This window comes from Salmonella sp. SG203 (genome assembly GCF_013350575.1).
GTDB lineage: Bacteria > Pseudomonadota > Gammaproteobacteria > Enterobacterales > Enterobacteriaceae > Salmonella > Salmonella enterica.
On record NZ_SNMT01000028.1, the window covers coordinates 16,468 to 35,078 of the forward strand.

The window sequence follows — 18,611 nt, forward strand, 5'->3', positions numbered from 1 at the left end:
AATACATGAACAATATGAACGTAATTATTGCCGATGACCACCCGATTGTACTGTTCGGTATTCGCAAATCACTTGAACAAATCGAGTGGGTGAATGTTGTCGGCGAATTTGAAGATTCCACAGCATTGATCAACAACCTGCCGAAATTAGATGCGCATGTGTTGATCACTGACCTCTCCATGCCGGGAGATAAATACGGCGATGGGATCACCTTGATCAAGTACATCAAGCGTCATTTTCCGAGCCTGTCTATTATCGTTCTGACCATGAACAACAATCCGGCGATCCTGAGCGCCGTGTTGGATCTTGATATTGAAGGGATCGTACTCAAACAGGGTGCGCCAACCGATCTGCCTAAGGCGCTGGCCGCGCTGCAAAAAGGCAAAAAATTCACCCCAGAAAGCGTTTCTCGTCTGCTGGAGAAAATCAGCGCAGGCGGTTACGGCGACAAGCGCCTGTCGCCAAAAGAGAGCGAAGTATTACGCCTGTTCGCCGAGGGTTTCCTGGTCACCGAAATCGCCAAGAAGCTCAACCGCAGCATTAAGACCATCAGCAGCCAGAAGAAATCGGCGATGATGAAACTGGGCGTAGAGAATGATATCGCGCTGCTCAACTATCTCTCTTCCGTCACCCTGAGTCCGACAGACAAAGAATAAATCGCTTTCATGTTACCCAGCCTGATGGCGCTACGCTTATCAGGCCTACCAGTCGACTCATCTTTTACAGGCCGGACAGGCGACGCCGCCATCCGGCATTTTTTATGCCCGCGTTTTACGTACCCGCTCGGCATACACCGCCAGCGTCTGTTTCAACACATCCAGCGTCACAGGCTTCGACAAACAGCTGTCCATACCGGACTCCAGGCAACGTTGTTTCTCTTCCGCCAGCGCGTTCGCCGTCACGCCGACGACAGGCAGCGTTAGCCCAAGCTGACGGATACGCTGCGTCAGGCGATAGCCGTCCATGTTCGGCATGTTCACATCGCTCAGAACAATATCGATAGCATTTTTACTCAGCACATTCAGAGCGTCCACGCCATCATTGGCTGTCTTACACTGATACCCCAGCGATCCCAATTGATCGGCCAGCAGACGGCGATTGATCGGATGATCGTCAACGACCAGAATCATCATGTCGTCATTTGAATCTGCGGTTTTATCCGTCGTCGGCAATGCGCTGGAAAGCGCTTCACTATCCAGCTCAATACTATAAATACGCGCCAACAGTGCGGGCAACTCATGCACCGACGCCACACTATGCACCCACTCGCCCGGCGCTCTTTCCAACGGAATCCCGATATGACGGCGGCAAAAGACGACCGCCGCCCTCCCCTGCCAGGTATGCTCCAGCGCGTCATCGACAATCAAAATATCGTCCGCGGCGGGTTCTTGCCCTTCATAACGCTGCGTATGAACGCCGCTACGCGCCAGACTGGTCTCAATAAACTGGCACAAAGAAGTATTGCGCACCGCCAGCCAACAGCAGGTTCCGGCGAGTCCTTCCACGCTCTTTTTCACAGGGTATTGCGCGCCATAAAGCGGGATGCGCAGCGTAAACTGGCTTCCCATGCCAGGCTCCGAATCGACGGAAATATCGCCGTCCATCATGCTGATCAATTTTTCGCAAATCGCCAGCCCCAGACCGGTCCCCTGAAAGTTACGCTGTACGCCGGTTCCCACCTGGAAGAAGGGATCGAACAGGCGAACCACCTCTTTTGCCGGAATACCGACGCCGGTATCCCGCACGCGAATGCTGAGATAATCCCCATCACAGCGCACATGCAGCACGATGCAGCCAATATCGGTAAACTTAATGGCGTTACTCAACAGGTTTGAAATGACCTGCTGTAAACGCATCGGGTCGCCGTTCAGCGATACCGGCACGTCAGGCTCAATAAAACAATATAGGCCGAGCTGCTTACGCACCACCAACGGCAGATAATTGGCGGTGATATGATTCATCACCTCTCGCGGTGAAAATTCGCGCGGCTCAATCTTTAGCTGTTCCGACTCAATTTTCGAGAAGTCGAGAATGTCGCTGATAATTTTCAGCAACAGGCTGGAGGAGTTATTCATCGCCGTGACCAGCCGATCCACGCCTTTTGGCAGCTCTTTGGTTTGCAGCAGATCGAGATTGCCGATGATACCGTACAGCGGTGTGCGCAATTCATGGCTGACCGTTGCAAGGAACATGGATTTAGACTGGCTAGCCTGCTCCGCCGCCTGCGCCATCTCCTGCAGCGACTCTTCCATTTTGACGCGCGTACTCACATCTACCAACACGCAAATCGCGACGTTTTCATTGCGATAGCGGGAATGGACGAAGCTAATTTGCAAATTGGTATTATTGCTGGTCAATACATCAACAAAGTTGACCTGCTGGCCGCAAATGATTTGCGTCAGGCGCTGTCTGTCTTCATGCGTGAGCATGTTCAGGTAGGTGTGCGCCAGTTCGTTACTCAGAATATTGACACCATCAATAGTGCGCAGAATACAGATCCCCACCGGCGCGGAGGCAACGATTTTACGGTTGAACTGTTCATGCTCCTCCAGGCGCTGAGCATCGCTCTCCGCCGGAATGAAAATTCGCCGCTCATACATCCGCGCAAGCGTAAACAGCCCTGCACCCACCAGCACGTTCAGCAGGATAGCGTTCAGGATAAGAATACGAATACGCTCCAGGACTAAATCTACAGGCACAGAATAGACAATACTGAGCGAGGATGGCGGCAGGCTTTTTTTGAGTACCAGTTCGCGAAAACCTGGCGTATAACCAAACCAGGAGCGCTCCTGCATCCAGCGCGGCTCCGCTTTAATATTGCCGTCAGGACCGGTCAACGAAATCAGCGAATGGCCGTTCTCATCAATAATAGTGACGCCCATCGGCAAACTGCCGGGCGTGAAAAAATTTTCCATACGGATGGACTGCTCGACGCCCAGCAGCGCCTGCAGACGGTTGGCCAGATACACCGGCGTCAGCGCATAAAAGTAGCCCACGCCCTGACGCGCGCCCTGGCTTATCCAGAAAAGGTTATTCCCACTTTCTTCCTGCGGCGCGTTGCGGTATTTCATAATCCGCTCATGTAACGCTTTTAACGCATCATCGCGCTCCACGGGCATTTCACGCAGGCCGAAATTCGCCATACAGAGGTTATCGCTGCCAATCAGGAAAACGCGGTTAAGATCATACGCCGCTGAAAAGTTGTCGCGCCAGTAACGCATAAACCAAGCCAGCGACTCCAGCGAACCGCGCCAGGCGGAGCCCATCGCCGCACAGTCTGAGTCGGCGAATAGCGGTTCAAAGTCCGGCACCACCATTTTGTCATCACGCGCACGCGACGACATGACGCCGTTTTCCGCCGTTAAACGGTTCTCGGCGATATATTTGAGCTCTTTCATCACGTCCGATGTGCGCTGGATAAAACGCTGCGCCTGATCGGAGCTAAGGTTGAACTCCTGACGAATTTCAGATTCCCGCTGGTGCAGGGCATTGACGATGTAAAACACCGAAACAAAGGCGATTAAGAGCCAAATGAGTAACGCTAACGCTCTGAATAAGTAGCGCGAGACTTTCAGCGTAGTTCGAAAGGAAGCAAGGTATTTCAAAGGGGCGAAGCTCCGCCTCAGGATGTAAATAGAGTGTGACTAAGGTAGCGGTAAATGACGTAGCCCGCAACGGCAAAGAAAAAGGGCCGGATATCCGGCCCTCGCACAGCAATAACATTACTCGTCAGCGTCATCCGCAACGTCGTCATCGCTTTCCGCTTCCGGGGCGATATCCTCATCCCCTTCCGCCACGCTGCCGTCGATAGCGTCGAGTTCTTCGTCATCTACCGGTTCAGCAACGCGTTGTAGACCCACCACGTTTTCATCTTCCGCCGTGCGGATAAGGATAACGCCCTGGGTATTACGTCCCACCACGCTGATCTCAGACACTCGGGTACGCACCAGAGTACCGGCATCCGTGATCATCATGATCTGGTCGCAATCGTCTACCTGTACCGCACCGACAACGGAACCGTTGCGCTCGGTCACTTTGATAGAGATAACGCCCTGCGTCGCACGAGACTTGGTCGGGTACTCGTCCGCTGCGGTACGCTTCCCGTAGCCGTTTTGCGTTACGGTCAGAATAGCGCCTTCGCCGCGTGGGATGATCAGAGAGACTACTTTATCATCTCCCGCCAGCTTAATACCGCGCACACCGGTCGCGGTACGCCCCATCGCACGGACGGCGTCTTCTTTGAAGCGCACCACTTTACCCGCGGCCGAGAACAGCATGACTTCGTCAGAACCAGAAGTCAGGTCAACGCCAATCAGCTCGTCGCCGTCGTTGAGGTTCACCGCGATAATACCGGCGGAACGCGGACGGCTGAATTCGGTCAGCGCCGTTTTCTTCACGGTACCGCTGGCGGTCGCCATAAAGACGTTGACGCCTTCTTCATACTCACGAACCGGCAGAATCGCGGTGATACGTTCGTTGGCTTCCAGCGGCAGCAGGTTGACGATCGGACGACCGCGCGCGCCGCGGCTGGCTTCCGGCAGCTGATAGACCTTCATCCAGTACAGACGGCCCCGGCTGGAGAAGCAGAGGATGGTGTCATGGGTGTTAGCCACCAGCAGGCGGTCGATAAAGTCTTCTTCTTTAATACGCGCGGCAGATTTACCTTTCCCACCACGACGTTGCGCTTCGTAATCCGTCAGCGGTTGATATTTGACGTAACCCTGGTGAGACAGCGTCACGACAACATCTTCCTGGCTAATCAGATCTTCGATATTAATATCGGCGCTGTTGGCGGTGATTTCGGTACGACGCTCATCGCCGAACTGATCGCGAATTAACTCCATCTCTTCGCGGATCACTTCCATCAGGCGATCGGCGCTGCCCAGAATGTGCAGCAATTCAGCAATCTGCTCCAGCAGCTCTTTGTATTCGTCGAGCAGTTTTTCATGCTCCAGGCCGGTCAGTTTCTGCAAACGCAGATCCAGAATCGCCTGCGCCTGCTGTTCAGTCAGGTAGTACTGACCGTCACGCACGCCAAATTCTGGCTCCAGCCATTCCGGACGCGCGGCGTCGTCACCGGCGCGCTCCAGCATCGCAGCAACGTTGCCCAGATCCCACGGACGCGAAATCAGCGCCGCTTTCGCTTCCGCCGGCGTTGGCGCACGGCGAATCAGTTCGATAATCGGATCGATGTTGGCCAGCGCAATCGCCAGAGCTTCAAGGATATGCGCGCGGTCACGGGCTTTACGCAGTTCAAAAATAGTACGGCGCGTCACCACTTCACGGCGGTGGCGCACGAACGCTGAAATGATATCTTTCAGGTTCATGATCTTCGGCTGGCCGTGATGCAGCGCCACCATGTTAATACCGAAGGAAACCTGTAGCTGGGTCTGGGAGTAGAGATTATTAAGCACCACCTCGCCCACCGCATCGCGTTTCACTTCAATCACGATGCGCATCCCGTCTTTGTCGGATTCGTCACGCAGCGCGCTGATGCCTTCCACGCGTTTATCTTTCACCAGCTCGGCGATTTTCTCGATCAGGCGCGCTTTGTTCACCTGATAGGGAATTTCATGGACGATGATGGTTTCACGGCCCGTTTTCGCGTCAGCTTCAACTTCCGCGCGGGCGCGGATGTACACTTTGCCACGACCGGTACGGTAGGCTTCTTCGATACCACGACGACCGTTGATGATCGCGGCGGTCGGGAAGTCCGGACCCGGAATATGTTCCATCAGCCCTTCAATGCTGATGTCTTCGTTGTCGATATACGCCAGGCAGCCGTTAATCACTTCCGTCAGGTTGTGCGGCGGGATATTCGTCGCCATACCTACTGCGATACCGGAAGAACCGTTCACCAGCAGATTCGGAATTTTGGTCGGCATGACGTCCGGAATTTTTTCCGTACCGTCATAGTTATCCACGAAATCCACCGTCTCTTTTTCGAGATCGGCCATCAGTTCGTGGGCGATTTTCGCCAGACGGATCTCCGTATAACGCATTGCCGCCGCGGAGTCGCCGTCAATAGAACCGAAGTTACCCTGACCATCCACCAGCATGTAACGCAGCGAGAATGGCTGCGCCATACGAACGATGGTGTCATACACTGCGAAATCGCCGTGGGGATGGTATTTACCGATTACGTCACCAACGACACGGGCAGATTTTTTATAGGCTTTGTTCCAGTCATTGCCCAATACGTTCATGGCGTAAAGTACGCGACGGTGTACCGGCTTCAGGCCATCTCGGACATCCGGCAGCGCACGGCCAACAATGACCGACATCGCATAATCCAGATAGGAGCTCTTCAGCTCTTCCTCAATGTTGACCGGTGTAATTTCTCTCGCAAGGTCGCTCATCTAACCGCTATCCCTCTACTGTATCCCGGATTCAAAGGTCGCAAATTATAACACATTCGCCCACGTACTGGTAAACGGAATGCAGCCAGACAATGCTTTATTCGGGTGCCGCATGCTCTCTTCATTTATAACCGTGGTCCCGGCGTTTATCGGCGATCGGCTTCAGAGGCGACACAGGGGAGATCGGGGCCTGGCCAGGAAGAGGCTGGAAAATCAATACCTCCCATGTCTACCCGTCATACTTCAAGTTTCATGTGCGTTGGCGGCAAGTTACTCGGCCCATCCCTGGGCCTCGCCCCGTCGGGGTTAGCGCAAGCGCTGTTCAAGACGGTTAACCATTTTATCCTGCAACTCGAATTATTTAGGGGATATGCCGGGAGGCATAAACCATAATCAGTATCACCAGATGCTATTTAATCACATAGGCCAGGTATTCTTTCACTACCTCATCGTTTAATTCCTGACCCAATCCGGGCTGTTCCGGCGCGACATAATAGCCATTTTCCGGTTGATAATCGTGGGTACAAAGTTCCCGAATAGATGCTTTCATCGCATTGGTATGATGCTCATGAATAATAAAGTTGGGAATTGCTGTTTCCATATGCAGCGCGGCTACCGTGGAAACAGGACCGCCGCAAACATGCACCTGTACAGTGGTGTCATAAATATTAGCATAGTCACAGATTTTCTTTCCTTCGGTAATTCCGCCGCAGAGACACAAATCAGGTTGCGCTACGGCAATAGACTGCTTCTCCAGTAATTCCCTGTATCCCCATCTTGTGTAGGAACGCTCGCCAGTGGCGATTGGAATCGTTGTTGAACGGGAAACTTTCTGCATATTATCAGAATTTAATGGATGAATCGGTTCTTCATAAAGAAAGATACGATACTTTTCTATCGCCTTCGCAAATTGAATAGCTGAGTTTGTACCGAGAAGAGAATGGATTTCTACGATAATATCAGCATCATCCCCCATTGCTTCACGCATAGCGGCAATTCGCGCTTCCCCCATTTTTAATTGATCGGCCAGTAACAATCCTGAATAGTTACGATTTCTATTCTGAAAAACACAGTCATCGCCATTACGATCGATTTCGAGTGGATCCACTTTAATCGCATCATATCCATCGTCAAGAGCCGCACGCGCCGCCTCAGCATATTCATCAGGTGTCACTAATATCTGGCGTTTATCCCCCCAACCAAATTGTAACTGACTAGCATAGGTTCTTAATTTTTCATTAGTTTTCCCGCCAAGGAGCTGATAAACAGGTACACCTAAATATTTACCTTTGATATCCCAAAGAGCAATATCAATAGCGCTCATTCCGGCATAAAAAACGTTCCCGCCCCCCATCCCCCAAAAAGTCTTTCTGAAAAAGAACTCCCAAATTTTTTCGATATTTAGTGGATCTTCACCCACAATCAATGGCGCCAGATCTCTGATGATCCCTACGCCAGCTTTAGCGCCTGCGCCATAGGCCAGTCCTACTTCGCCAATACCACTTAATCCTGAGTCGGTATTCACCCGGATAAGTACTGGATTATAGGATGACATCGTTTGATCTCTTTTTTTTAATTCACAGTCAAAAACTTCAATAGACGTAATTTTCATAATTTCTCCATTTATCAGGTTCGTGATACAACATTTGTTTGTTGGCTTTTTTCTTTTTTCACATCAATTTTCATTAACGCCAAAACGGCTACCGCAGCGAAGCAAAGTATTGCCTCTACAATAAATATTCCTGTCGCACCATAATGAGTAGAAACGAATCCCAGTGACTTATTAATCAGGAATCCGCCAAGACTTGAACATGAGTTAATAAACGCAATGCTGATAGCCAACCCTGACGGCGACAATAATGCAGAAGGCAGCGCCCAGTAAGGTCCGTAATAGCTGAGGATCCCAACACCATAGAACGTTAGCCCCAGCATTCTCAGCGACATTGAGGGGACAAGAGCAATCATCAGAAAACCACAGCCTGCCAGAAACATGGGTAATGCAGCATGCCATTTTCGTTCATTCTTTTTATCGGAATGCCAGCCCCACCAGGGCATGCTGAACATAGCGAAAATAAACGGAATACTCATGATTAAACCAACGTCAGTATCCGTAAAATCAGCTGAAAATCCCTTCACCAACCCCGGCAACCAGTAGTTTGCCGCCAGAGCAGCCGCCTGAATCAACATGTAGGCGAAAGAAAGCTGAAGCAAAACTGGATTTTTGATTACGGAAAGAAAGGATGAGTTGGTATTTTTATTTAATGCAGCTGCGGTTTCATTGTCAGTACGTAATTTATTAACTAAGGCCGATATCTGCTGTGGCGTAAGCCATTTAGCCTTTTCTGGACTGTCAGGCAGTAAATAAAATGTCAGGATGCCAAGGAATACGGTAGGGATACCTTCAATAGCAAAAAGCCAGCGCCAGCCTTCATAATCCGGGGTATTCAAATGCTCGATGATCCAACCAGACATCGGTGCAGCCAATACCGATGCAACAGCAATAGATAACATGAAGAAACTATTGACTTTTCCGCGTTCACGAGCCGGGAACCAGCATGCAAGATAATAAACCATGCCCGGGAAAAAGCCAGCTTCAAATACCCCCAAAAAAATGCGAGCCAGCAAAATATGTTGAGTATCTTTAGCAAAAAAAATCAGCCCAGTTACCGCTCCCCAGCCGATAATAATGGAACTAATCCATTTTCTTGCACCAAGCTTTTGCAAGCCAATGCTACTCGGAATTTGAAAGATTAAATATGATATGAAGAATATAGAAGAAATATTAGCGAAATCCTCAGGCGTAATACCGAGAGATTCATTCATGCGTAATGCAGCAAACCCAATATTGACACGATCCATATAGTTAAAAAAGTAAAGAATAAAGGCCAAAGGAATGATTTTCCTTTTTACAATACGAATTGCATCGTATAAATTTTCTTGTGGACTACTCATTTTGCATCACCTTTTATGATTCAATGAATAAGGGTATTAACCGGAATCGATGTTACGTAAAAAACAATACAATTCAAAAGCTAATGTGTCATATCTGATATATCAGCAAGCAAACTTAATGAAATATACAATAACAACAATAAAGTATGTAAATTTCCTTATATCTGATATATTAGATCCGTTAATTTTGAATAAATTAATTACAATGGAGCCGGGTTTAACCATGGAGGAGAAGAAAATGAAAAATAGATTAAAGCGTGACTTTAGTCACATATCAATTGAAATACCCAAATCCATCACCCAGGTGATTAAAGAGAAAATAAGGGAGATGATTATCCATGGCGATTTCGATCTTGGGCAAGCGATCAGTGAAAATGAACTATCAAATATTCTGATGGTAAGTAAAACACCAATTCGTGAAGCTTTTATTTGGCTGAGCTATAATGAAAACTTAGTCAACATCATTCCCCGCAGTGGGACATTTGTTTTTTCTGTCACCGACGAGGATATCAATGATCTCATCAAAATGAGGGTTATCCTTGAACAGGGCGCAATTCGTGAAGCGATGGAGAAAAATGCTAACAATGTCATAGTCGAATTAAGCAATATTTTATCGAAGTCAGCAAAAATTAATGCAGAGCGAGATACGCAAGCTTACCTCAAACTGGATCATGATTTTCATTATGTTTTTGTGAAATATGCCGATAATAAATACATTTCACAAGCACACCTGTTGATCTCTGCACGTTTATTGGCAATTCGCTACAGACTGGATTTTACCGCTGAATATATCACCAGCTCTAACCGTGGACATGCCACTATTTTGGATATGTTAAAAAACAACAACGTCGAGGGCGTCTGTAATTTTATCACGCACCACATCGGTAGCGGTTTTACAGAACGCGCAAGAAAACTTCTTGCGCTGAAAGCGTAATAAAGACGGCAGTAGATATAACGCAGCGACTTTGCACCTGCTATACTGCCCCGATAGATCAATAGCGGAATCTCATGTACTCATGAACACTGAAAAACCGTCGGTAGCTCACAACGTTGACCATAATGAAATCGCCAAATTCGAAGCCGTCGCGTCGCGCTGGTGGGATCTGGAGGGCGAATTCAAGCCATTGCATCGCATCAACCCCCTACGCCTTGGCTACATTACTGAGCGCTCAGGCGGCCTGTTCGGTAAAAAGGTGCTCGACGTCGGCTGTGGCGGCGGTATTCTGGCGGAGAGCATGGCGCGCGAAGGCGCTACCGTTACCGGGCTGGATATGGGCTTTGAGCCTTTGCAGGTCGCCAAACTGCATGCGCTGGAAAGCGGCATCGAGGTAGAGTACGTGCAGGAGACGGTTGAGGAACATGCGGCAAAACACGCCCAGCAATACGACGTCGTCACCTGTATGGAAATGCTGGAGCACGTTCCCGATCCGCAATCGGTCGTCCACGCCTGCGCCCAACTGGTTAAACCCGGCGGCGAGGTGTTCTTCTCAACGTTGAACCGCAATGGAAAATCCTGGCTGATGGCGGTCGTCGGCGCTGAGTATATTCTGCGCATGGTGCCAAAAGGCACGCACGACGTGAAGAAATTCATTAAGCCTGCTGAACTGTTAAGCTGGGTAGATGAAACCGTCCTGAAAGAGCAACATATCACCGGGCTGCACTACAACCCGATAACTAATACTTTCAAACTCGGTCCCGGAGTAGACGTTAACTACATGTTGCATACCCGCGCTAAAAAAGCCTGACATCAAAGAATTTTCCTATAAGGGTTGCGTTAGATCATCGGGCGCAACCTTTCTCTTCGATGAAGAAATCAGCATTCGATCAAATTTTGATTTTTTTTTATGAATTGTTGACATCCTCTCCAGGCCTTATCAGACGCGCATTTAGCGATTCTTACGCTTTTGCAACCGCAATTTAACGCCAAAATCAACTCTTGTACTCAAAAGAATCCCTACTAGAATACTCACCATATAGCGTTTCACTTATCGATTACCCCCTATATATAGTATTTATCCACAGAGTTAGTCACAACGTGGCGTTGTGGATAAGCGGGGGGATATTTTTCTTTCACGGACAGGTAAACAGGTAGAAAACCACATGAATCAGAGTCTGCTGGTGACAAAGCGTGACGGCCGTACTGAGCGCATCAATCTCGACAAAATTCATCGCGTGCTTGATTGGGCGGCAGAAGGACTGAATAACGTATCGGTTTCTCAGGTCGAGCTACGCTCGCATATTCAGTTTTATGATGGGATTAAGACCTCCGATATCCATGAAACTATCATTAAGGCCGCCGCAGACCTGATCTCTCGCGATGCGCCGGATTATCAATACCTGGCTGCGCGTCTGGCGATTTTCCACCTGCGTAAGAAAGCCTTCGGCCAGTTTGAGCCGCCCGCACTTTACCACCATGTGGTAAAAATGGTTGAGCTTGGCAAATACGACAATCATCTGCTGGAAGACTACACGGAAGAAGAGTTCAAGCAGATGGATTCGTTTATCGTTCACGATCGCGATATGACCTTCTCCTACGCTGCCGTTAAGCAGCTGGAAGGGAAATATCTGGTGCAAAACCGCGTGACCGGCGAAATCTATGAAAGCGCACAGTTCCTCTACATTCTGGTAGCGGCCTGCCTGTTCTCGAACTACCCGCGTGAAACGCGTCTTGACTATGTAAAACGTTTTTACGATGCGGTCTCTACGTTCAAAATCTCGCTGCCGACGCCCATCATGTCCGGCGTGCGTACCCCGACCCGTCAGTTCAGCTCCTGCGTACTGATCGAGTGTGGCGACAGTCTGGATTCCATCAACGCCACCTCCAGCGCGATTGTGAAATACGTTTCTCAGCGCGCCGGTATCGGTATCAACGCTGGCCGCATTCGTGCGCTGGGCAGCCCGATTCGTGGCGGCGAGGCCTTCCACACCGGCTGTATTCCGTTCTACAAGCACTTCCAGACGGCGGTGAAATCCTGCTCGCAGGGCGGCGTGCGCGGCGGCGCGGCGACACTGTTCTACCCGATGTGGCATCTGGAAGTGGAAAGCCTGCTGGTGCTGAAAAACAACCGCGGCGTGGAAGGCAACCGCGTACGTCACATGGACTACGGCGTACAGATCAACAAACTGATGTATACCCGCCTGCTGAAGGGCGGCGACATTACGCTGTTCAGTCCGTCCGATGTACCCGGGCTATACGATGCGTTCTTCGCCGACCAGGACGAATTCGAACGCCTGTACGTGAAATATGAAAACGACGACAGCATCCGCAAACAGCGTGTGAAAGCGGTCGAACTGTTCTCGCTGATGATGCAGGAACGCGCCTCTACCGGTCGTATCTATATCCAGAACGTTGACCACTGCAATACTCACAGTCCGTTCGATCCGGTTGTCGCCCCGGTACGCCAGTCTAACCTGTGTCTGGAGATTGCCCTGCCGACCAAACCGCTGAACGATGTCAACGATGAAAACGGCGAAATTGCGTTGTGTACGCTGTCTGCCTTCAACCTGGGCGCCATTAAAACTCTGGACGAGCTGGAAGAACTGGCTATTCTGGCAGTACGCGCTTTGGATGCTCTGCTCGATTATCAGGATTACCCGATTCCGGCTGCCAAACGCGGCGCAATGGGCCGTCGTACGCTGGGCATTGGCGTGATTAACTTCGCCTACTGGCTGGCGAAAAACGGTAAGCGTTATTCCGACGGCAGCGCCAATAATCTGACGCATAAAACCTTTGAAGCCATTCAGTACTATCTGCTTAAAGCGTCCAACGAACTGGCGAAAGAGCAAGGCGCCTGCCCATGGTTCAACGAAACCACCTATGCAAAAGGCATTTTGCCGATCGACACCTACAAAAAAGATCTGGATGCGATCGTCAACGAACCGCTGCACTACGACTGGGAACAGCTGCGTGAGTCGATCAAAACCCACGGTCTGCGTAACTCCACGCTATCGGCGCTAATGCCGTCGGAAACGTCGTCCCAGATCTCCAACGCCACCAACGGCATTGAGCCGCCGCGCGGCTACGTCAGCATCAAGGCCTCGAAAGACGGTATTTTGCGTCAGGTCGTGCCGGATTATGAGCATCTGAAAGACGCTTACGAACTGTTGTGGGAGATGCCGAACAACGACGGTTATCTGCAACTGGTGGGTATCATGCAGAAGTTTATCGACCAGTCGATTTCCGCTAATACCAACTACGATCCATCACGTTTCCCGTCAGGAAAAGTGCCGATGCAGCAACTGCTGAAAGATTTGCTCACTGCGTATAAGTTTGGCGTGAAAACTCTGTACTATCAAAATACCCGCGACGGCGCGGAAGATGCGCAGGACGATTTGGCGCCTTCTATTCAGGACGATGGCTGCGAAAGCGGCGCTTGTAAGATCTGATGAATAGTGCCGGGTAGCGCTATGCTTACCCGGCCTACGATTGTACGGTTTGTAGGCCGGATAAGGCGCTTGCGCCGCCATCCGGCGCTCATCCCATAAAGGATTCACTTCAATGGCATACACCACTTTTTCACAGACGAAAAACGATCAGCTCAAGGAACCCATGTTCTTTGGCCAGCCGGTCAACGTTGCACGCTATGACCAGCAGAAATATGACATCTTCGAAAAACTGATCGAAAAACAGCTCTCTTTCTTCTGGCGTCCGGAAGAGGTCGACGTCTCCCGCGATCGTATCGATTATCAGGCGTTGCCGGAGCACGAAAAACATATCTTCATCAGCAACCTCAAATACCAGACGCTGCTGGATTCCATTCAGGGACGTAGCCCGAACGTCGCCCTGCTGCCGCTCATTTCCATCCCGGAGCTGGAGACGTGGGTAGAGACCTGGGCGTTTTCTGAGACGATTCACTCACGATCCTACACCCACATTATTCGTAACATCGTCAACGATCCGGCTGTCGTTTTTGACGATATCGTGACCAATGAGCAAATTCAGAAGCGCGCCGAAGGTATCTCCGCCTACTACGACGAACTTATTGAGATGACCAGTTACTGGCACCTGCTCGGTGAAGGCACCCATACCGTTAATGGCAAAACGGTTGTCGTGAATCTGCGTGAGCTGAAGAAAAAACTGTATCTGTGCCTGATGAGCGTGAACGCGCTGGAAGCCATCCGCTTCTACGTCAGCTTCGCCTGCTCTTTCGCATTTGCCGAGCGTGAACTGATGGAAGGCAACGCCAAAATTATCCGTCTGATCGCCCGTGACGAAGCTCTGCATCTGACCGGCACGCAACATATGCTGAACCTGTTGCGTAGCGGCGTGGACGACCCGGAGATGGCGGAAATCGCCGAAGAGTGTAAACAGGAATGTTATGACCTGTTCGTGCAGGCGGCGCAGCAGGAAAAAGAGTGGGCGGACTATCTGTTCCGCGACGGTTCGATGATCGGCCTGAATAAAGATATCCTGTGTCAATACGTTGAATATATTACTAATATTCGTATGCAGGCGGTAGGGCTGGATCTGCCGTTCCAGACCCGCTCCAACCCAATCCCGTGGATCAATACCTGGCTGGTGTCCGATAACGTTCAGGTCGCGCCACAGGAAGTGGAAGTTAGCTCTTATCTGGTCGGACAAATCGATTCGGAAGTCGATACCGACGATCTGAGTAATTTCCAGCTCTGATGGGACGCGTCACGCTGCGTATCACTGGCACACAGCTGCTGTGCCAGGATGAACACCCTTCTCTGCTGGCCGCGCTGGAATCGCATAACGTTGAGGTGGAGTATCAGTGCCGCGAAGGATATTGCGGCTCCTGTCGTACCCGGCTGGTTGCCGGTCAGGTTGACTGGATTACGGAACCTTTAGCGTTTATCCAGCCGGGAGAGATTTTGCCCTGCTGCTGCAGGGCAAAAGGCGATATCGAAATCGAGATGTAACTCAGTGCAACTCGCTGGTGGAAACCAAAGGCATCACGCCACGTTTTTTCATCTGCACGGCATACAGTGCGCCAGCGAGTACCACCAGCACCGCGCCAGCGACATAAATCATACGATAGCCAACCGACTCAACCATCATTCCCATGATAAAGGCGCCAATCGCCATTCCGGCGTCCATCGCGTTAAAGAACAGTGAATTCGCCACGCCGATTTTATGCGGTTCAACCGAGCTGATAATTTGCGTCTGGAAAACCGGCGTGACCGAACCGTAGCCGATACCGATGAGACCGCCGGAAATAATCATCATGATGCTGCCATTGGTGTAGCCCAGCGCCACCAGACCGATGGTAAAAGCCAACAGGCATGGGAAAACAACATATTTCGGCCCTTTTTTATCACAAATATTCCCGGTGAAGGTACGGCATATCATCAGGAAAATCGCGTAACACAGCAGGAAATTACTGGCCGCCGCCATTAAATCCAGCTCACGCGCATACAGCGCCAGGAAAGCCGACACGCCGGCATAGGAGAAAGTCATAAAAAAGGTGACCAGCGCAAAAGGCAAGGCGGCGCGGTCAAACATCGCGGCAAAACCCAGATTCGGTTTCGAACCATCGGCATGACGAATTACCGGAGGGACCGTCACAATCAGGGAAAGTACAATCCCTAACGCCGCTACAGCGGAACAAAGCCAGAATGCGGCAGTGAACGCGTTCCAGCGGGCCATATTCAAACCGATCCACGGTCCTACGACCATCGCCAGGCCCATCGCTAAAGAGAAAAAGCTGATGCCCTCTCCACGTCGGGAGGCCGGAATTAACCGCGCTGAAATAGTTCCTTTTACCGTGGTAATAACACCAAACGTAATCCCATGAAGTACGCGGATAAAGAGCAGCGACTCGATAGAATGGCAAACCGGATACAGCGCGGTAATCACCAAAAAAGCCAGAGAAGAGAGCACCAGAATCTTTTTATTCGAATATTTTCCCACCCATTGTCCGGCAAACGGCCGAATAACAATTGCCGCGGCCAGGAAACATGTCACTAGCAGCCCGGCCTTATCTGCAGAAGCATGCAGGCGGTCAGCGATATAAATGGGTAATAAAGTTAGCAGTACATAAAAAACAAAAAAGATAATAAAACTGACTATGGTGATTGCCCAAAAATCCTTCGTCCATAATTTTTCTTTCATTCTTAACGACCCGTTCAGATGGCGCACGCAGGCAACGCTCAGCTCAACTGAACACCTATCAGGTGCGTCAAAATGTGATGTATTCGATAGAATCACAGTATAAACAAGTGCACTCTATTAGAAAAATTAATCGTTTTAATTATATTGATTAGGTTTTACTAATGACGCTAACCCAAATCCACGCCCTGCTTGCCGTACTGGAGTACGGCGGATTTACCGAAGCCAGCAAACGGCTATACATGACGCAATCCGCCGTCAGCCAGGCCATCTCCGCGCTTGAGGAGGAGCTCGGCGTTGACATATTGATTCGTGAGCGTCGTAAAGAGATTGAGCTTACCGCCGCCGGTAGCCGCATCGTCAGGCACTTACGCGCGATCCAGCGCGACGTCAACGCGGTAAAAGAGATTGCCGAACAAGAAAAAAAGAACCCGGCCCGTACGCTACGGATTGGCTGTTTTCCCAGCGCCTGCGCCTGCATTTTACCCGGCGTCATTCGCTATTTTGAAAGCCATCATCCAAATGTAAAAATTATCCCTTATGAAGAGAACAGTACGGCTATTATTGATTCGCTGCAGGACGGAAGTATTGATGCCGGTTTCGTTCCTTTTCCGGTCAACGGTATGTATTGCGTCCCCATTTACCGGGATAAATTCACCGTAGTGGTGCCTGAAAATCATCCCCTGGCGGCCAATAGTACAGTAACGGTCGAAGAACTGATGGACGAACCACTTATTGTCAGTAAAGGTCGTTATGAATTAAGCATTATGGCGTTGTTTAAAGAAAAGGGTATTGAGCCGATATTTAAATATGAATTTAACCATCCCGATACTGCGCTGAATTTTATTCGCCAGGGATTAGGTATCGCCTTATTGCCAGAATTAACCTTAAAAGCCACGACAGGAAAATTATGCTCCGTGGCGCTGGAACCCACCTTTTATCGACAAATTTCCCTGTTAGCAAAAGAACCGCCGGTAGAAGGAAGTCCGTTATTTTTATTACAAAAATGTATGGAAACACTGACCGATGAGGGGTTGCTATAAAACAACCCCGCCTATGGCATTGCGTTTACCAGACTTACGCTGGCAAACATTGCGCCAGGCCGGATGAGGCGTTTATGCCCTCATCCGGCGCGTCACTTCGACTATGGCAAACCTTTAGTCATTTTTTTGCAGGAACATAACCGCCTTATCCGGGAAGTCAGTGAACAGCCCGTCGACGCCCGCCTTGTTATACAGGATGTCGTACAACTGATTGACGTCTGTGGCATAGTCCGGCAATTGATCGGCACGCACAGTGTAAGGATGCACTACCATCTTATTCTGATGCGCGTCTTGCACCATTCCAGTCAGCTTGATATTCCCTTTCGTTGAGCCTTCCGCAACCAGCATATGGTAATCCGGACCAATACCGTCCGCATATTCCGCCACCTGCTTCATAGCGCCCGGCTTAAACATCCAGTCGTAGTTGTAATTTACCCAACGACCGTCCGGCTGTTTCTGCTGTGTTTCATTCCAGTCGGTATACGCAATAAGTTGAACCAGATTGAGATCCATCCCCATTTTGGGTTCCAGTTCATTCTTAATACGTTTCAGCTCAGCGACATCAAAACACTGCAAATAGACATTGTCCTGCTTGCCGGTGTAACCATACTTCTTCAGCACTTCCAGCGTTTTCGCGGCAATATCTTTCCCTTCCTGATGATGGAACCACGGCGCTTTAATTTCCGGATAAATACCGATATTTTTACCGGTAGAGTGATTTAATCCCTGAACGAATTCAATTTCCTCTTCAAAGGTATGAATGCGGAAATCAGATTTTCCCATCGGGAAACGGCCCGGATAAGTTTGTACTTTTTTGCCGTTTTCAATATCAAACCCTTCGGTAAACTTCAGGGATTTAATTTCATCCAGCGTAAAATCGATAGCGTAATAGCGCCCATCTTTACGCGCCCGGTCCGGAAAACGGTCAGCGACGTCAGTCACCCGGTCAAGGTAGTGGTCATGGAGGACGACCAGATGGTCGTCCTTTGTCATCACTAAATCCTGTTCCAGATAATCTGCCCCTTGCGCATACGCCATCGCTTTCGCTGGTAGCGTATGCTCCGGCAGATAACCGCTGGCGCCACGGTGGGCGATAACGACTTTTTCAGCCGCCACAGCGCCGCTTCCGATGGTCATTCCTGCCAACATTAACGCCACGCTAAGGTTTTTCAGTGTGGTTTTCAT

13 protein-coding genes are annotated in these 18,611 nt (G+C 50.1%); 7 read left to right on the plus strand and 6 right to left on the minus strand.

The annotated features are described in order from the left end of the window. Positions 1-5 precede the first annotated feature (5 nt). Entirely contained in the window at positions 6-656 is a 651-nt protein-coding gene (gene rcsB / locus HV477_RS24340) for a response regulator transcription factor RcsB (RefSeq protein ID WP_001061919.1), read from the plus strand. 102 nt (positions 657-758) lie between these two features. Here the strand turns inward: rcsB and rcsC are convergent, their stop codons facing one another. The 4 genes from rcsC to HV477_RS24360 form a co-directional block, all read right to left on the minus strand. Continuing rightward, on the minus strand, positions 759-3,605 hold the full coding sequence (gene rcsC, locus HV477_RS24345; RefSeq protein ID WP_000876084.1) for a two-component system sensor histidine kinase RcsC: 2,847 nt from the start codon (positions 3,603-3,605) through the stop codon (positions 759-761). Positions 3,606-3,722: 117 nt separating this feature from the next. Continuing rightward, positions 3,723-6,359 (minus strand): DNA topoisomerase (ATP-hydrolyzing) subunit A, encoded by a 2,637-nt coding sequence (gyrA, locus tag HV477_RS24350; protein WP_001281212.1) that lies wholly within the window; start codon positions 6,357-6,359, stop codon positions 3,723-3,725. A 409-nt stretch (positions 6,360-6,768) separates the two neighbouring features. Then, a complete protein-coding gene (locus tag HV477_RS24355) occupies positions 6,769-7,971 on the minus strand; it encodes a mandelate racemase/muconate lactonizing enzyme family protein (RefSeq protein ID WP_023207571.1) in 1,203 nt (400 codons plus the stop codon). 14 nt (positions 7,972-7,985) lie between these two features. After that, positions 7,986-9,311 (minus strand): MFS transporter, encoded by a 1,326-nt coding sequence (locus HV477_RS24360; protein WP_000098078.1) that lies wholly within the window; start codon positions 9,309-9,311, stop codon positions 7,986-7,988. A 49-nt stretch (positions 9,312-9,360) separates the two neighbouring features. On the opposite strand from HV477_RS24360, the gene HV477_RS24365 reads away from it, so the two are divergent. The 5 genes from HV477_RS24365 (at position 9,361) to yfaE (ending at position 15,194) form a co-directional block, all read left to right on the plus strand. Further along, the gene (locus HV477_RS24365) at positions 9,361-10,245 is read left to right on the plus strand and encodes a GntR family transcriptional regulator (protein ID WP_000944714.1); all 885 of its coding nucleotides are present in this window, start codon (positions 9,361-9,363) and stop codon (positions 10,243-10,245) included. An 82-nt stretch (positions 10,246-10,327) separates the two neighbouring features. Then, complete coding sequence (gene ubiG, locus HV477_RS24370) at positions 10,328-11,056, plus strand: bifunctional 2-polyprenyl-6-hydroxyphenol methylase/3-demethylubiquinol 3-O-methyltransferase UbiG (RefSeq protein ID WP_001091009.1); 729 nt, start codon at positions 10,328-10,330, stop codon at positions 11,054-11,056. A gap of 355 nt (positions 11,057-11,411) precedes the next feature. Beyond that, positions 11,412-13,697 (plus strand): class 1a ribonucleoside-diphosphate reductase subunit alpha, encoded by a 2,286-nt coding sequence (nrdA, locus tag HV477_RS24375; RefSeq protein ID WP_001076494.1) that lies wholly within the window; start codon positions 11,412-11,414, stop codon positions 13,695-13,697. 112 nt (positions 13,698-13,809) lie between these two features. Continuing rightward, complete coding sequence (gene nrdB / locus HV477_RS24380; RefSeq protein WP_000332026.1) at positions 13,810-14,940, plus strand: class Ia ribonucleoside-diphosphate reductase subunit beta; 1,131 nt, start codon at positions 13,810-13,812, stop codon at positions 14,938-14,940. Further along, entirely contained in the window at positions 14,940-15,194 is a 255-nt protein-coding gene (gene yfaE, locus HV477_RS24385) for a ferredoxin-like diferric-tyrosyl radical cofactor maintenance protein YfaE (RefSeq protein ID WP_000533921.1), read from the plus strand. Before nrdB ends, yfaE begins: the two co-directional genes overlap by 1 nt. Position 15,195: 1 nt before the next feature. Here the strand turns inward: yfaE and HV477_RS24390 are convergent, their stop codons facing one another. Further along, positions 15,196-16,386: an MFS transporter gene (locus HV477_RS24390; protein WP_000660247.1), complete on the minus strand. Its 1,191-nt coding sequence runs from the start codon at positions 16,384-16,386 to the stop codon at positions 15,196-15,198. A gap of 161 nt (positions 16,387-16,547) precedes the next feature. Here HV477_RS24390 and HV477_RS24395 point away from each other — a divergent pair, with 161 nt between their 5' ends. Continuing rightward, positions 16,548-17,426 (plus strand): LysR family transcriptional regulator, encoded by an 879-nt coding sequence (locus HV477_RS24395; protein ID WP_000176719.1) that lies wholly within the window; start codon positions 16,548-16,550, stop codon positions 17,424-17,426. Positions 17,427-17,540: 114 nt separating this feature from the next. Here HV477_RS24395 and glpQ read toward each other — a convergent pair whose 3' ends face one another. Further along, a complete protein-coding gene (glpQ, locus tag HV477_RS24400; protein ID WP_000858952.1) occupies positions 17,541-18,611 on the minus strand; it encodes a glycerophosphodiester phosphodiesterase in 1,071 nt (356 codons plus the stop codon).

Bases quoted from the DNA above. Each gene is read 5' to 3' on its own strand.
- rcsB (WP_001061919.1), top strand. From the start codon at position 6: ATGAACAATATGAACGTAATTATTGCCGATGACCACCCGATTGTACTG.
- gyrA (WP_001281212.1), bottom strand. From the start codon at position 6,359: ATGAGCGACCTTGCGAGAGAAATTACACCGGTCAACATTGAGGAAGAG.
- HV477_RS24355 (WP_023207571.1), bottom strand. From the start codon at position 7,971: ATGAAAATTACGTCTATTGAAGTTTTTGACTGTGAATTAAAAAAAAGA.
- HV477_RS24360 (WP_000098078.1), bottom strand. From the start codon at position 9,311: ATGAGTAGTCCACAAGAAAATTTATACGATGCAATTCGTATTGTAAAA.
- HV477_RS24365 (WP_000944714.1), top strand. From the start codon at position 9,361: ATGTTACGTAAAAAACAATACAATTCAAAAGCTAATGTGTCATATCTG.
- ubiG (WP_001091009.1), top strand. From the start codon at position 10,328: ATGAACACTGAAAAACCGTCGGTAGCTCACAACGTTGACCATAATGAA.
- nrdA (WP_001076494.1), top strand. From the start codon at position 11,412: ATGAATCAGAGTCTGCTGGTGACAAAGCGTGACGGCCGTACTGAGCGC.
- nrdB (WP_000332026.1), top strand. From the start codon at position 13,810: ATGGCATACACCACTTTTTCACAGACGAAAAACGATCAGCTCAAGGAA.
- yfaE (WP_000533921.1), top strand. From the start codon at position 14,940: ATGGGACGCGTCACGCTGCGTATCACTGGCACACAGCTGCTGTGCCAG.
- HV477_RS24390 (WP_000660247.1), bottom strand. From the start codon at position 16,386: ATGAAAGAAAAATTATGGACGAAGGATTTTTGGGCAATCACCATAGTC.
- HV477_RS24395 (WP_000176719.1), top strand. From the start codon at position 16,548: ATGACGCTAACCCAAATCCACGCCCTGCTTGCCGTACTGGAGTACGGC.
- glpQ (WP_000858952.1), bottom strand. From the start codon at position 18,611: ATGAAAACCACACTGAAAAACCTTAGCGTGGCGTTAATGTTGGCAGGA.